12 protein-coding genes are annotated in these 14781 nt (G+C 66.8%); 8 read left to right on the top strand and 4 right to left on the bottom strand.

Annotated features, from left to right (window positions below; translation table 11 throughout):
* The first annotated feature begins 30 nt into the window (after positions 1 to 30).
* Both EGT67_RS21460 and EGT67_RS21455 read left to right on the top strand, forming a co-directional pair.
* Positions 31 to 450, top strand: a complete 420-nt coding sequence (locus EGT67_RS21460) for an SRPBCC family protein (protein WP_127918128.1) — start codon at positions 31 to 33, stop codon at positions 448 to 450.
* 732 nt (positions 451 to 1182) lie between these two features.
* Positions 1183 to 1368, top strand: coding sequence for a hypothetical protein (locus EGT67_RS21455; protein ID WP_127918127.1), 186 nt, complete (start codon positions 1183 to 1185; stop codon positions 1366 to 1368).
* A gap of 585 nt (positions 1369 to 1953) precedes the next feature.
* Here EGT67_RS21455 and EGT67_RS21450 read toward each other — a convergent pair.
* Positions 1954 to 2841 (bottom strand): NAD(P)-dependent oxidoreductase, encoded by an 888-nt coding sequence (locus EGT67_RS21450; protein WP_127918126.1) that lies wholly within the window; start codon positions 2839 to 2841, stop codon positions 1954 to 1956.
* Between the two features lie 219 nt (positions 2842 to 3060).
* Positions 3061 to 4479 (bottom strand): short-chain fatty acyl-CoA regulator family protein, encoded by a 1419-nt coding sequence (locus tag EGT67_RS21445; RefSeq protein WP_127918125.1) that lies wholly within the window; start codon positions 4477 to 4479, stop codon positions 3061 to 3063.
* Positions 4480 to 4660: 181 nt separating this feature from the next.
* On the opposite strand from EGT67_RS21445, the gene prpD reads away from it, so the two are divergent.
* Genes prpD through EGT67_RS21430 form a run of 3 tightly spaced genes read left to right on the top strand, consistent with a single transcriptional unit; the run spans position 4661 to position 8197 of the window.
* Positions 4661 to 6163: a 2-methylcitrate dehydratase PrpD gene (gene prpD, locus EGT67_RS21440; RefSeq protein ID WP_127918124.1), complete on the top strand. Its 1503-nt coding sequence runs from the start codon at positions 4661 to 4663 to the stop codon at positions 6161 to 6163.
* Between the two features lies 1 nt (position 6164).
* Positions 6165 to 7079 carry a methylisocitrate lyase gene (prpB, locus tag EGT67_RS21435; protein WP_127918123.1) on the top strand — a complete coding sequence of 305 codons (915 nt, stop codon included), beginning with the start codon at positions 6165 to 6167 and terminating at the stop codon, positions 7077 to 7079.
* Entirely contained in the window at positions 7076 to 8197 is a 1122-nt protein-coding gene (locus tag EGT67_RS21430) for a bifunctional 2-methylcitrate synthase/citrate synthase (RefSeq protein WP_127918122.1), read from the top strand. Before prpB ends, EGT67_RS21430 begins: the two co-directional genes overlap by 4 nt.
* A gap of 71 nt (positions 8198 to 8268) precedes the next feature.
* On the opposite strand, the gene EGT67_RS21425 is transcribed toward EGT67_RS21430, so the two are convergent.
* The gene (locus tag EGT67_RS21425) at positions 8269 to 9714 is read right to left on the bottom strand and encodes an MFS transporter (protein WP_127918121.1); all 1446 of its coding nucleotides are present in this window, start codon (positions 9712 to 9714) and stop codon (positions 8269 to 8271) included.
* Positions 9715 to 10140: 426 nt separating this feature from the next.
* Between EGT67_RS21425 and EGT67_RS21420 the strand changes: the two genes are divergently transcribed.
* Entirely contained in the window at positions 10141 to 10911 is a 771-nt protein-coding gene (locus tag EGT67_RS21420; RefSeq protein WP_127918120.1) for an IclR family transcriptional regulator, read from the top strand.
* Positions 10912 to 10932: 21 nt separating this feature from the next.
* On the opposite strand, the gene EGT67_RS21415 is transcribed toward EGT67_RS21420, so the two are convergent.
* Positions 10933 to 12444, bottom strand: a complete 1512-nt coding sequence (locus EGT67_RS21415; RefSeq protein ID WP_127918119.1) for a long-chain-fatty-acid--CoA ligase — start codon at positions 12442 to 12444, stop codon at positions 10933 to 10935.
* A 154-nt stretch (positions 12445 to 12598) separates the two neighbouring features.
* Between EGT67_RS21415 and EGT67_RS21410 the strand changes: the two genes are divergently transcribed.
* Positions 12599 to 13225: a TetR/AcrR family transcriptional regulator gene (locus EGT67_RS21410; RefSeq protein WP_206612456.1), complete on the top strand. Its 627-nt coding sequence runs from the start codon at positions 12599 to 12601 to the stop codon at positions 13223 to 13225.
* Positions 13222 to 14730, top strand: coding sequence for a carboxylesterase/lipase family protein (locus EGT67_RS21405; protein WP_127918118.1), 1509 nt, complete (start codon positions 13222 to 13224; stop codon positions 14728 to 14730). Before EGT67_RS21410 ends, EGT67_RS21405 begins: the two co-directional genes overlap by 4 nt.
* The last annotated feature ends 51 nt before the right edge of the window (positions 14731 to 14781 follow it).

Here is a 14781-nt window from a genome sequence, read left to right as displayed (position 1 = left end):
CTGTATCCCCACACCAGAGAAGAGAGAGATATGGCCTCCGTGCAGAAAGAGATCATCATCGATGCCGACCCCGCGGCCGTGTGGGCGATCATCAGCGACTTCACCGACGGGCCCGTCCGGATGGCACCCGGCTTCGTCACCGACAGCCGAACCGAGGAACCTGACGTCAGGGTCGTCACGTTCGCCGACGGGACCGTGGCGCGGGAGCGGCTCATCGCGTTCGACGATGAGCTGCGTCGGCTCGTCTTCTCCATCATCGGCGACACCATGCAGCCGACACACGACAACGCGTCGATGCAAGTCCTCCCGCACGGGGACGGCCGCAGCCGGTTCGTATGGATCCACGACGTGCAACCGGACGAGCTCACCATTCCGATGGGCGCCGGAATGGACGAGGGCCTGAAAATCTTCAAGCAGACGGTGGAGTCCTCCAGCGGGCACCTCGGCTAGGTCAGTCGCGTTTCATTGCCCGTACTGGTGGGATGCGGTGACGCCCAGGACTCATCCGCACCCGGTTCGGCCCGTGCCAGCGACGCGCAATCGAGCTACTCCCGGCCCGCGGACTCGACGCCCTCCGCTCCATCCGGCGCGACCCAAGAGATTCGCAGCGATGGTTTCGCCGGGCAGCCTGCTCGATCCGCTGGTGGACCGGCGCCGTTTGTGACGCCGTCGGTTGGCCGACGGCGGCGGCTTCGTCACTGAGAAATCAATTCCCGAATTCGGGGTCGTCTCGTTGGGCTGGCGGCGAAGTGGCGGAGATCCTTCGGCAAGAAGCCGAGCGCATCGACAGCCAGGCGCACCGTCACCGACGCTGGACTCGCCGAACCACCCGGGCCCGGTCGGCAGCTAGATCAGCGGAGGCGCGGATAAGGTTGTGTTCGATGATCGAGGCTCCCGGGAATCCCTCGTACTGCGTCCAGGGCAGTAGCGTCTCATTTCCTTCCTTTTGGGACTGCCCCCCCTTTCAGCGGGAACAGGACCGGTTCACCCCACTCACACCGTCTCAGAAGTCAAATTCCGAAACTGTGTTTCGAAACCTCTCTACGGGAACAACTTTCGACACACTCTGCGCCTGGCGCAGGGATATGCTCGGGTATCGACAACCGCTCCGAACTGCGCCTGCTCGAACCGGCACAGCTGTCCCTGCAGATGGCGGGCCTGGCCCCCGATGGTGCGCGGTTCATGATGCGGAACACATTCACCCGAGCCGACGGCACCGTCGCCGCCACGGTGACCTCGACCGGAGGCTGGCTCGACCTCGCCCAACGGCGTCTGACCAGCCCGCCGGGCGATCTGCACCGGATGCTGCGGGACCTGGCTCCCACCGAGGACTTCACCGAACTCACAACACCACTCGCGAAGCGTTGAACGGTCGTCCCACCGCTGCAGGCCGAGGACGCCGATCCAACCGAACGGACCCAATACGTTTGGGGTCGTTCGCTTCTTGCGGACCATGTGTGCACGTTGATCCGCCACACCCGTCGATCGCGACGGGATCCAGAGCGCTCCTCGAGCGTGATTGCCGACCGGTCAACATATCCAATCCGCATACAGCCAAGCGCAACCCGTCAAGGTGAACACAACTCCATCGCCTTCTCTGGCCCCACTCCACAACTCATTCCATCCATGCACGCCTCGGCCTCCACCATGTTCAGGACAGGCTCGGGGCGACGCTAGCCAGTCATAGCGCCAATGACCCCCGTGAAGTAGGGCACGAGCCAGATCGTGCACGTGGGGACTCATCTGATCCGACGGTGCCTGCGCGTCTTCGGCCTTTCGCCGGCAGAGGTGAGAAGCTGCAACCAGTCGCGACGGCCACCTACCCGACCGCCGCCAACCGTGGAACCAGGCCAGATTCGGCGTGATCAGCGGTCCCTGCCAAACGTGACTACTGATCCGTCAGTTCATGCAATGAACCGGCGACACAACAGGACCAGCCACAGGTGAACACCCTTACGGACGGCGCACGTCCAGTCCGGCCCGACGTCGGGTGGCCTCGGTGATCGCGGACCAATCCTGGTCGGCCTGGCCGTGGGCCAGCGCGTCGAGGAAGACGTTCTCGAGCACGCCACCGAAGGGCAGGCCCATGTTCACGTCGTTGGCCTGCGACAGTGCGAGCCGAACATCCTTGAGCCCCAGGGGGAGCCGGAAACCGGCCGGCTCGTAGCGGCGCTGCGCGATCATCGCGCCGTAGCCCTCGTAGACCCCTCCGGGAAAGAGGCTGTCGTTCATTATCTTCATGAGCAGTTCGGGCGAGCCGCCGACCTTCTCGGCGACGGTCGTCGCCTCGGCCATCGACTGGATCGCGGTGGCGATCAGATAGTTGCCGAGAATCTTCACGACGTTCGCCTGCTTCGGATCGTCTCCGACGCGCCACGTGCGGCGTCCGATCACGTCGAGCAGGGGCGCGACCTCGTCGATCGCGCGCGAGTCGCCCGCCACGAGGACGGTGAGTTCACCCGCCTCGGCCACCTCCGCGCGCCCGAACACCGGAGCGGCCACGTAGAAGATGCCCCGCTCCGCCAGGCGGGACTCCGCCTCGGCGGACATCCCGGGGCTGACGGTCGCGAGATTGACGTGCACCGATCCGGATTTCGCGGCCTGCAGCGACGATGTCGACAACACGGAATCCGCGAAAGCCCGATCGTCGGCAAGCGAGCTGAACACGACGGACTTCTGCAGCACGTCGGAGAGGTCGGGTGCCTCGGACGCGCCGTAGTCGACGACGCTCGCCGCCTTGCCGGGGCTACGGTTCCACACCGTCACGTCGTAGCCGGCTCGGGCGAGGTTGCGCGCCATCGGGCGCCCCATCGTGCCCATACCCAGAAATCCGATGTCCACGTCAGGCTCCTCGCGGTCGGGACAGCGCGGTCACACGGTTCGCCCCACTGTAACGCCGACGGGCCGGGCAGGGATCCTGCTGTGGTTCTTGCCGGATAGTCCCGATTCGTCGACTACGGTCGACCGGTCGGGAGTGAACTGATACGGGCCACGTCTCGGGTTCCGTTTCGGTCATGGTGTCGTGGCGCGACCACTACACATTCTGGAAGTGAGGTCACCTCACGACGCCGGCGGATACGGCATCCGACTGCTGAAATCGACGTCGACGCGAACCGGGCGGCCGATCTGCGGAAATGCTCGCTGTGCGCAGTTCGTCCGCTCGCAAATCTTGCAGCCGGCCCCGATGGGGACCGGCGACATCTGCTCGTCCAGTCGCAGACCCCGCGAATACACCAGCCGATCGGCGTGCGTGATGTCGCAGCCGAGGCCGACGGCGAAGCTGCGTTCGGGCGTCCCGTAAGGACGGACACCGTCATCGGTGGTGCGGGCGATCCACAGGTACGTCCGGCCGTCCGGCATCTGCGCCACCTGTGTGAGGATGCGACCGGGAGTGCTGAACGCGTCGTGGACCACCCAGAGGGGACAGCTCCCGCCGACGCGGGAGAAGTGGAATGCCGTGGCGGACTGGCGCTTCGAGATGTTCCCTGCCCGATCGGTGCGGACGAAGAAGAACGGCACACCGCGCCGGTTCGGACGTTGCATCGTCGAGAGCCGGTGGCACACCGTCTCGAAGCCCACCTCGAACTGCAACGCGAGCATCTCGATGTCGTAGTGCAACCGCTCCGCGGCGTCGAGGAACTGGGTGTACGGCAACAACAGCGCACCCGCGAAGTAGTTCGCCAGACCGATCTTCGCCAGTTCCCTGGCATTGTCGCTCAGCACGGTCGCCGCCTCGAGTTGCCGCTCGATCACGGCCGTCTGTGTGAGAAACGCCAACTGCGTGGCGATCTGGAAGGCACGCTGCCCCGGCGACAGGTGACTCGACAGTGTGAGGATGCGGTTCGTCGCGTCGTATACACGTTTGGGTCCGGGCTGATCGGGTGGATCGGTGCGCATCCGGACGACGATGTCGTGTCCGGATTCGAGCAGTGCGGTCAGCTGGGTGTCCAGCGAGCCCACCCGCAGACCACTCTCGCCGAACAGTCGTTCGGCGGCGTCGTCCAGCTCCGTGATGTGATTGTGCCTGCCGTAGAAGAAGTCTCGAACTTCCTCGAACGGCATCGGGGTCGCATCACCGGTCGACGCAGGCGCGGCCAGGTGGGCGCTGAACTGCTCGAGCTGCTCGGTTGCGGCCTGCAGCCTGCGATGGACGCCGACCAGAGCGTGTCCGATCTCCGGCATGCGCGCGACGAACTCCTCGATCGTCGACGGAGACGGCGTCGGAGTTCCGAGGGTGGTCAGCACGTCCTGCAGGTCGGCGGCCAACCTCGCATCGGACTCCGCGGCGAAGAAGTGGGCGTCGAGGTCGAACGTCGCATTCAGCTTGAGCAGCACCGGAACGGTGAGTGGTCGCTGGTCGTTCTCGAGTTGATTGACGTAACTCGCGGACAGGTCCAGTATCCGCGCCAGCGCCAACTGGGTCAGTCCGCGCTCCTCCCGCAGGCGACGCAGCCTCGGGCCGCCGTAGATCTTCTGCATCGCCCGTCCCCTTCCACGTCGTCTCCGGTCCCCCACTCAACCACGCCGCCGCACATTCGCACCATTCGCAAAACGCCGCGATCAACACCACCGAAATACGCATGTTCAGCCACTATTCACCCGCCGTGGACATGCATACGCTGCGAGACACAGCAGTTCAGCCACATCGAAGGGCGCAGAGTTGAAGACCCATTCCGTTCGTACCCGCCGTTCCGCCGAGGAGTTCCCCAGGAGCGAGCACCTGGCGTGGAAGATGGCCGAGGTCGCGACCGACCCGGTGGAGGTGCCGGCCGACACCGCCGAGATGATCGTCAACCGGATCATCGACAACGCGGCCGTCGCTGCGGCGTCGCTGACCCGTCGCCCCGTCGCGAATGCCCGCGCCCAGGTGCTGGCGCACCCGTACAGTCCGGGGTCGACCGTCTTCGGCGTCGGGGGCACCTACTCGCCCGAGTGGGCGGCGTGGGCCAACGGTGTCGCGGTGCGCGAACTCGACTTCCACGACACGTTCCTGGCCGCCGAGTACTCGCATCCGGGCGACAACATCCCCTCGATTCTCGCGGTCGCGCAGCACACCGGTCGCGGCGGCGCCGACCTGATCCGCGGTCTGGCCACCGGCTACGAGGTCCAGGTGGATCTGGTGCGGTCGATCTGCCTGCACGAGCACAAGATCGACCATGTCGCACACCTCGGCCCGTCCGCCGCCGCCGGCATCGGCACGCTCCTCGAACTGGACACCGAGACCGTCTACCAGGCGATCGGACAGGCGCTGCACACCACCACGGCGACGCGTCAGTCCCGCAAGGGCGAGATCTCGAGCTGGAAGGCGTACGCACCGGCGTTCGCCGGCAAGATGGCGGTCGAGGCCGTCGACCGGGCGATGCGCGGCGAGGGCGCCCCGTCCCCGATCTGGGAGGGCGAGGACGGCGTCATCGCCTGGCTGCTCGGCGGCCCGAACGCCGAATACGCCGTGCCGCTGCCCGGTCCGGGCGAGGCGAAGCGCGCGATCCTCGATACCTACACCAAGGAGCACTCGGCCGAGTACCAGAGCCAGGCCCCGATCGACCTGGCCCGCCGCATGCGCGAGAGGATCGGCGACCTGGACCAGATCGCGTCGATCGTGCTGCACACCAGCCACCACACGCACGTCGTGATCGGCACCGGCTCGAACGATCCGCAGAAGTTCGATCCGTACGCCAGCCGCGAGACGCTCGACCACTCGGTGATGTACATCTTCGCGGTCGCGCTGCAGGACGGCACGTGGCACCACGAGCGCTCGTACGCCCCGGAGCGCGCGCAGCGCCCTGACACGATCGAGCTGTGGAAGAAGATCTCCACCGCCGAGGATCCCGAGTGGACCCGCCGCTACCACTCGACCGACCCGGACGAGAAGGCGTTCGGTGCCCGCGCCGAGGTCACGCTGAAGAACGGCGAGCTGATCGTCGACGAGCTCGCGATCGCCGACGCGCACCCGCTCGGTGCCCGGCCGTTCGCTCGCGACCAGTACATCGCGAAGTTCCGCACCCTCGCCGAGGGCGTCGTCGATCCGGCCGAGCAGGATCGGTTCCTCGACGCCGCGCAGCGCACCCCCGATCTGAAGGCCGGCGAGCTGAACCAGCTCACGTTCACCGTCTCGGACGACGTTCTCGCCCGCTCCCCCGAGTCGCCGAAGGGACTGTTCTGACATGACCGGTCTCATCGCCGCCTCCACCTCCGCGGCCGACAAGCGCATCGCGCTGCGCGCCGGACTGTCCTCGGGCAGGATCCAGCGCCTGCCCGGTGCAATCAATCCGTTGACCGCCAAGCTGATCCAGGAGATCGGTTTCGAGGGCGTGTACGTCTCCGGTGGCGCTTTCTCCGCCGGGCTCGGTCTCCCCGACATCGGGCTGACCACGCTCACCGAGGTCGTCGCGCACAGCCGGCAGATCGCCGGGATCACCGATCTGCCGGTGCTCATCGACGCCGACACCGGTTTCGGTGAGCCGATGTCGGCGGCGCGCACCGTCCTTGCCGCCGAGGACGCCGGTATCGCCGGCCTGCACCTCGAGGACCAGGTCAACCCAAAGCGGTGTGGCCACCTCGACGGCAAGGCCATCGTCCCCACCGACGAGATGGTTCGTCGCCTGCGCGCCGCCGTCACGGCTCGGCGGGACCCGAACTTCGTGATCTGCGCCCGTACCGACGCCGCCGGTATCGACGGCATCGATGCCGCGATCGAGCGTGCCAAGGCCTACGCGGACGCCGGCGCCGACATGATCTTCACGGAGGCCCTGCACACCGAGGCGGACTTCGCGAAGTTCCGTGCCGCGGTGGATATCCCGCTGCTTGCGAACATGACGGAGTTCGGCAAGTCCCAGCTGACCCCTGCGCAGACGCTCGAGGATATCGGCTACAACGCGGTGATCTACCCGGTCACCACCCTGCGACTCGCGATGGGCGCCATCGAGCGTGGCCTGCGCGAGATCCACGCGACCGGCACGCAGGAGGGGCAGCTCGATCAGATGCAGACCCGCTCGCGGCTGTACGAACTGCTCGAGTACGAGCGCTACAACGAGTTCGATTCCGGAGTCTTCAACTTCACGCTCGGAGGGAACCAATGACGAATGCAGTCCCGACGATCTACAAAGGCCTGGCCGGCGTCGTCGTCGACACCACCGCGATCTCGAAGGTCGTCCCCGAGACGAACTCGCTGACCTACCGCGGCTACGCGGTCCAGGACCTGGCGGCGAACTGCAGCTTCGAGCAGGTCGCGTACCTCCTGTGGAACGGTGAGCTGCCCTCGGACGCCCAGCTCGAACTCTTCTGCCAGCGCGAGCGGGCCAGCCGCCGTGCGGACCGGTCGCTGCTCGCGCTGGTGGCGAAGATGCCGGACAACTGCCACCCGATGGACGTGGTGCGCACCGCGATCAGCTTCCTCGGCGCGGAAGACCCGGAGGAGGCAGACAACTCTCCGAAGGCCAACCGCGAGAAGGCTCTTCGCATGATGGCGGTGCTGCCGACGATCGTCGCCGCCGATCATCGCCGTCGGCGCGGTCTCGATCCGATCGCCCCGCACAGCCACCTCGGCTTCGCCGAGAACTTCCTGGGCATGTGCTTCGGCGAGATCCCCGAGCCGGAGATCGTGAAAGCGTTCGAGGTCTCGCTGATCCTTTACGCGGAGCACAGCTTCAACGCCTCCACCTTCGCGGCCCGCGTCGTCACCTCCACGCTGTCGGACATCTACAGCGCCGTCACCGCCGCGATCGGCACCCTCAAGGGGCCGCTGCACGGCGGCGCCAACGAGGCCGTCATGCACGACATGATCGAGATCGGCGAACCCGAGCACGCCGAGTCCTGGATGCGGGACAAGCTGGCCCGCAAGGAAAAGGTCATGGGCTTCGGGCACCGCGTCTACAAGAACGGTGACTCCCGCGTCCCGACGATGCGCCAAGCGTTCTTCACCGTCGCCGAGAAGACCGGCGGCGACAAGTGGGTCCGGATGTACGAGATCCTCGAGCGCACCATGAACGAGACCACCGGACTCGAGCCCAACCTCGACTTTCCCACCGGCCCTGCGTACTACCTCATGGGCTTCGACATCGAGGTGTTCACCCCCATCTTCGTGATGAGCCGCATCACCGGATGGACCGCGCACATCATCGAACAGGGCGAGTCCAACGCCCTGATCCGACCGCTCAGCGAGTACACCGGCGTGCCCCAGCGCTCGGTGGTGGCCTGACAGCATTCGAACCGCCTCGGGGCCTGCACCGTCATCCGGTGCAGGCCCCGAGGCATCGAAACATCGTGCAGCTATCCCTCGCCGCGGCGTCCGACGGTGATGCCGAAGGCCAGGACCGCGCCGAGCAGGGCGGCTCCGGCGGCCACCATGAAGCCGACGAAGAAGCCGTCCGCGCTGTAGACCGGGCCGGCCGGGCCCACCGCCATGACGTGCTGCGCCAGCAGCGCGAAGCCCACCGAGGACAGCATGCCGCCGAACATCGACTGCGACAGACCCGTGAAGTTGGCGCCGATCGCGCGCTGGTCCTCGGGCAGCGCCATCATCACCAGGTTCGGAATCGCGGCGTAGATCATCGAGCCGAAGCCGATGAGGCCGTACGCGCACACGACCTGCCAGGCCTGATCGGGCGTCGTCGCCAGCCAGGCGGCACCCAGTGCGATCAGGACCGAGCCGAGAACGAGGTGCTGGCGGAAGCCGATTCGCTTCGACGTCGCGCCGACGAAGACACCGCCGAGGACGATCAGGCAGCCGCCGGGCAGCATCCACAGGGCCATGTCGGTGACCGAGAGTCCGAAGCCGTAGTCGGCCGCTTCCTTCGGCGTCTGCAGCAGCATCGGGATCAGCGTCGCGGTGAGCGTCGTCGCACCGTAGGCGATACCACCGGCGAGCAGCGTGATGCCGACCTTGCGGCTGGCGAGCACGTCGATGCTGATCAGGGGTTCGGGGCAGCGGCGTTCCCAGACGACCCAGGCGACCGCGAAGATGACGGTGACGGCGAGCGTCCCCAAGGTCTTGCCGCTCAGCCAGCCCCAGCCGGCACCCAGCGACAGCGCGAGCATGACGGTGAACAGCGCGACGGTGAGCAGGAAGGCACCCAGCCAGTCGACGGAAACCTTGGCGCGAACCGGGGTCTCCGGAACGAAGAGCAGCGTCAGCAGGCCACCGACGGCGCACAGCCCGAACGAGAACCAGAAGACAGAGGACACTCCGGTGTGGTCGAGCATGTAGCCGGAGATGAGCGGGGCGATGACGGTGACGACACCGACGCCGGTGTTCGCGATCGAGATCGACATGGCCTGCAGGCGCGCCGGGAACACGTCACGGATCAGCGAGTAGCCGAGGGCGGTGAAGGCGAAGCCGACGCCGGAGAGGAAGCGGCCGACCAGCAGGATCGGGAAGGTCGGCGCGACCGCGGAGATGAGCGCACCGAGGCTCGCGATCGCGGCGGTCACCACCAGGATGCGCTTCTTGCCGTAGACGTCGGCGAGCTTGCCGAGGATCGGCGATGCGATCGCGGCGGCCAGGACGAGCGCCGTCATGACCCAGACCACCTGCGTGGTCTGGTATTCGGCGGCGATCTTCGGGAGCGCGGGCGTGAAGAGGGCGAAGGCCAGTGCCGCCTGCTCGGTGAGCAGAACGAGGATCAGCAGGACGCGGATCCAGTACCCGGTCGAGCCGCCGGAATCACCGGCGCCCCGCACGGGGGCCGCATCGCCCTGAGAGACGGTGACTGCCATTTCCTACCTACGCATTCCGGTCTTGGGTCGAACAGTGACCGGACGCACATTAGGAGGTGAGACGGGACTCACCTCAATTGCTTCCCAGTGAGCGGAAAACCGCCCCGAACCGGAGGGCGCACCTCTCCCCCGCCACGCGACACGACGGCGCCGTCGCCGTTCGAGCGCGCCCGCGCGGCAAGTAAACCGGTTGCCGCCGAGCTTCATTCGCCGGCTGCAGCCGGCCGTTCCATTGAACCGAGCTCACTTGCACGGATTCCCGATCCACGCCAGGCGCCACAAGGTCCAGGGGTCCGGCGCGCCCCCGCCGAAATGAATTCTCGGCGGCGCTGGAGCGACACGGCGCACGCTGATACAGTCTCACCACTTGATTGAACGCTTGCTCAATCAGATCGCAACGACACGTCAATGGAGGTTCGAGAGGTCATGACGACGACAGAGGCAAGCTCACCGATCGCAGTCATCGACCGTGTCGCGATCCTGCTGGACGCCTTCCGGGAGGCCGAGCGGCTGACGCTGTCGGAGCTGTCGCGCCGCACCGGCTTCCCCCGGTCGTCCACGCACCGGATGCTGCTGCAACTGGTCCGGATCGGCTGGATCCGCCGCCACGGGCACGCCTACGAGCTGGGCATGAAGATGCTCGAGCTCGGGTCCCTGGCCCAGCACCACGACCGGGTGCACCAGGCGGCCCTCCCGGTTCTGCACGAACTGCACAACGCAACCGGCCTGGTCGTTCACCTCGCCGTGCTCGACGGCACCGACGTGCTCTACCTCGAGAAGCTCGGCGGCCGATTCACGTTGTCGGTCCCCTCCCGGGTGGGCGGACGACAGCCCGCGTACCGCACTGCCATCGGCAAGGCCATTCTCGCGCACTCGCGCGTGGACGCCGAGACCGTGCTCCCCGGGCCCACCGTCGGTCCGACCCGGAACTCGATCTGCGACCCCGCCCGGCTGCGAGTCGAACTCGCCCGCATCCGTGAGCAGAGCATCGCCCACGACCGGGACGAGACAACCGTCGGCGTGTCGTGTGTGGCGGCGGCCATCGGCGACGGCAAGAACACCGTCGGCGCGATCTCGGTGTGCGGACCGACCAAGGCGATGAACAATTCGGCACTCGTCGCGCCCGTACGGATGGCCGCACTCGCGACGTGGCGGCAGATGACCAGCAGCCGCGCACTGCGACCGATCCCAGCCTGACCCCCGCCGGCGTGGGCGCCGTTATGTCGAGACAGCGACGACGACGCTGTCGGGTATGGCGATCGCGCGTTTGAGGATCTTCCCGGTCGCGCCCTTGGACAGTTCGTCGACCAGCCAGACATGGCGCGGATACTTGTAGGGTGCGACGCGTTCACGGACGAAGATCCGCAGTTCCTCGGGTGTGGCTCGCGAGCCGGACCGGAGCACGACGGCAGCACCGATCTCTTCCCCCAAGGCGGGTGCGGGAATGCCGATGACGGCGGCCATTTCGACGTCGGGGTGCTCGTAGAGGACTTCTTCGATCTCGCGGGGGTAGATGTTGAATCCACCTCGGATGATCAGGTCCTTCTTCCGATCCATGATCCAGTAGTAACCGTCGGAGTCGATCCGGCCGAGGTCGCCCGTCCGGAACCAGCCATCCGAGAGCACTTCCGCGGTGGCCGCGGGCTGACGCCAGTAGCCCTTCATGACGTTGGGGCCGCGCACCGCGAGTTCTCCGACCTGCCCGATGCCCAGTTCCTGCCCGTCGTCGGCGAGCACGCGCATCCGGACACCGTCGATCGGTGTACCGATGCTGCCCGCCTTGCGCGGCGCATCGGGATGGTTGAAGCACGCCACCGGTGACGTCTCCGACAACCCCCAGCCTTCGAGGATCGTTGTGTCGAACTGCTTCTCGAAGGCGTGCAACGTCTCCACCGGCAGTGCCGCACCGCCGGACACGCAGAGCCGCAGCGCGCTCAGGTCGTATTCGGCACGGTCCGGGTGCGCGAGAAGCGCGGCGTACATGGTCGGCACCGCGACGAAGACGGTGACGCGGTCGCGGGTCAGGACCTGCAGTGCATCGGTGGCGTCGAAACGGGGTAAGAGAGTGAGGCGCGCGCCGTGGGCGATGGCCGACGTCAGGGTGACGGTCTGCCCGAACGCGTGAAACAGCGGCAGGCCTCCGAATACGACATCGTCCTCGGTCAGCTTCAGCAAGGTCGTGCTGGTGACCTGCTGATTGCACATGAGGTTGCGGTGGGAGAGCTCAGCGCCTTTCGGCTTGCCGGTGGTACCCGAGGTGTACAGGATGACCGCGGTGTCCGAGGGCTCCCGGAGCGCAACGCCACCCTCGCCGTCCGGCACCGGCACCCGGTTCACGAGTGAATCCGGATGCACCGTCAGGCATTCGACGTCGGCGAGCGCCGCGCCGGGGGTCGCCTCGACGGCCTCGTGCCAGGCGAGCAGCAGCGCTGCCGTGCTGTCGGCGAGTTGGTGGGCGACTTCGCGGGGTTTGAGCAGCGGGTTCATCGGCACCACGATCGCGCCGCATCGCAGGATCGCGTAATAGGCGATCGCAAACATCGGGACATTCGGCAACATCATGGCGACGCGATCGCCGGACCGAACCCCGCGCGCGCGCAGTTCGAGCGCCAGTGCGGCGCTGGCCGCCTCCAGTTCGGCGTAGGTGAGTTGCTGTTCGCCGCAGATCACCGCTGTCCGGTCCGGATGCCGCCCAGCCGAGGCCACCAGCGTGGTTGCCAGATTCGTCACTTCATCTCCCTGCCGATCGATCGGTTGTCATTGAGAATTACCTAACTATCGGTCTGTATCACGTACGCTGTCAACCGATCGATCGGTAGGAACACCCGGTCGGAGCCGAACGAAGGAGTCTGAGGTGGATGTGTCGGTGTGGAAACCGCGGCGAGTGGCCGCCGTACCCGTGGAACTACCCGAGGGCGTGACACCTGCCGGAACGCGGGGCGCGATACTCCGAGCCTCGCTGGCGCTCTTCGCCGAATCCGGATACAGCGCGGTATCCATCCGCAAGATCGCGAACGAAGTCGGGATCACCTCGGCGAGCCTGTACGCGCACTATCGGTCCAAGGACCACATCCTGGCGGAGCTGGTGCTGACCGGACACCGCGAGCTGCATGCACGGCTGACGAACGCACTCGCCGCCGCCGAGCCCACCGCTGTGGCCCAGCTGTCGGCGCTCGTTCGCGCACATGTACTGCTGCACACCGATTTCCCCCTTCTGGCCGTGGTGACGAACTCGGAGCTGCACGCACTACCTGACGAACTTGCCGCACCCGCACTCGAGTTGCGGGCATCGTGCAGCCGACTTCTGCTCGATACGCTCGAACTCGGTGTTCGCGACGGCGTCTTCCGCATCGAGAACCTCCATCTGGGCGCGGTCGCCATCGGCGGGATGGCCATCCAGGTGGCGCAGTGGTTCGGACCGGACGAGCCGTTCACCCGGGACGAGGTGGCCGACAACTACGTCCACTACGCCCTTCGGATCGTCGGAGCGGACGAAGGAGCGGTGCGATGACACGCGCAGAACCGAGTGTGGTCGTCACCACCACAGACGGAGCGGTGCGCGGCCGGACCGATCCGACCACGGGCGTGGTCTCCTTCAAGGGAATTCCCTATGCGGCTGCACCGGTCGGTGCCCGCCGGTTCGCTCCACCCCAGCCGTGTCCCCGATGGGACGGAGTGCGGGACGCGAGCGAGTACGGACCCACCGCACCGGCCTCCCCGTATGCACCTCCCTACGATGCGCTGATCTCCGAAGTGTTCATCCCGGGCGAGGACTACCTCAACCTCAACGTGTGGACACCGGATCCGAACGGCACGGCGCCGGTGATGGTGTGGATCCACGGTGGTGCGTTCACCAACGGCTCCGGTTCGACCGCCGCATACGACGGCACCGCGTTCGCCCGCGACGGTGTCGTGCTGGTGACCGTCAACTATCGGCTCGGCGTCGACGGATTCGGACATCTACGCGGGCAGACCACGAATCTCGGCCTGCGCGACCAGATCGCGGCGTTGCGATGGGTTCGCGACAACATCGCGGCCTTCGGCGGTGACGCGGCGGCCGTCACGGTATTCGGCGAATCCGCCGGCGCGATGAGCATCGGAGCGCTACTCGCCGCCCCGCAGGCCGAGGGCTTGTTCCGGCGCGCGATCCTGCAGAGTGGCGCGGCCCATCACACGATACGAACCGAGACCGCGGAGCGGATCTCGGAAGAACTGGCTTCCCTGCTGGGGATTTCGCCAACCATGGAAGCCCTCGCCACTGTGCCCACGGACCGGGTACTGGCCGCTCAGCAACAGTTGCGGGCCGCGGTGTCGGCCGACCCGAATCCACAACGGTGGGGTGAGGTGACGCGCAACCTCATGCCGTTCGAGCCCGTGGTGGATGGCGAACTGCTCTCGGTCGCACCGCCCGAAGCGATAGCGGACGGCGCGGGCGGCGACGTCGACGTGCTGATCGGATGCAACGCCGAGGAATTCCGCTACTTCCTGGTTCCGGTCGGCGCGATCGATGCGGTCACAGCCGAACTGTCGTACGGCGCGGTCGCCGCGTACGGGCTCGACCCCGATGTCGCGCTGCCGGTCTACCGGGAGGCCGATCCGAGTGCCGGCCCCGGAGACCTACTCGCGGCCGTCGGCACCGACTGGTTCTACCGGATACCCGCCATCCGATTGGCAGAGGCGCACGCCGGCAACGGCCGGGGACGCACCTACGCCTACGAATTCTCATGGCGACCACCGACGTTCGACGGCCGACTGGGTGCCTGCCATACCGCCGAGATCCCGTTCGTCTTCGACAACCTCGGCATCGGGGGGTTCGAGAACGTGGTGGGAGCACGCCCGCCGCAGGACTTGGCCGACACCATGCACGCCGCGTGGATCGCATTCGCGACACACGGCGATCCCGGCTGGGCGCCGTACACGGTGCGCGACCGAGCGACGATGCGCTTCGACACCGTCTCCGCCGTGCAGACGGATCCGCATGCACCGCAGCGGCAATTGTGGAACGGCATCCGGTGACCGCGGCTGCCTGACCGATGCGCTCGTCCCCCCGTCGAAGTCCATGCCATC

This window comes from Prescottella agglutinans (assembly GCF_004011865.1).
Lineage (GTDB): Bacteria > Actinomycetota > Actinomycetes > Mycobacteriales > Mycobacteriaceae > Prescottella > Prescottella agglutinans.
This window is presented reverse-complemented; position numbering and strand designations above follow the sequence as displayed.

Bases quoted from the DNA above. Each gene is read 5' to 3' on its own strand.
- EGT67_RS21455 (WP_127918127.1), top strand. From the start codon at position 1,183: ATGATGCGGAACACATTCACCCGAGCCGACGGCACCGTCGCCGCCACG.
- EGT67_RS21425 (WP_127918121.1), bottom strand. From the start codon at position 9,714: ATGGCAGTCACCGTCTCTCAGGGCGATGCGGCCCCCGTGCGGGGCGCC.
- EGT67_RS21445 (WP_127918125.1), bottom strand. From the start codon at position 4,479: ATGCAGAAGATCTACGGCGGCCCGAGGCTGCGTCGCCTGCGGGAGGAG.
- EGT67_RS21405 (WP_127918118.1), top strand. From the start codon at position 13,222: ATGACACGCGCAGAACCGAGTGTGGTCGTCACCACCACAGACGGAGCG.
- EGT67_RS21420 (WP_127918120.1), top strand. From the start codon at position 10,141: ATGACGACGACAGAGGCAAGCTCACCGATCGCAGTCATCGACCGTGTC.
- EGT67_RS21460 (WP_127918128.1), top strand. From the start codon at position 31: ATGGCCTCCGTGCAGAAAGAGATCATCATCGATGCCGACCCCGCGGCC.
- prpB (WP_127918123.1), top strand. From the start codon at position 6,165: ATGACCGGTCTCATCGCCGCCTCCACCTCCGCGGCCGACAAGCGCATC.
- EGT67_RS21430 (WP_127918122.1), top strand. From the start codon at position 7,076: ATGACGAATGCAGTCCCGACGATCTACAAAGGCCTGGCCGGCGTCGTC.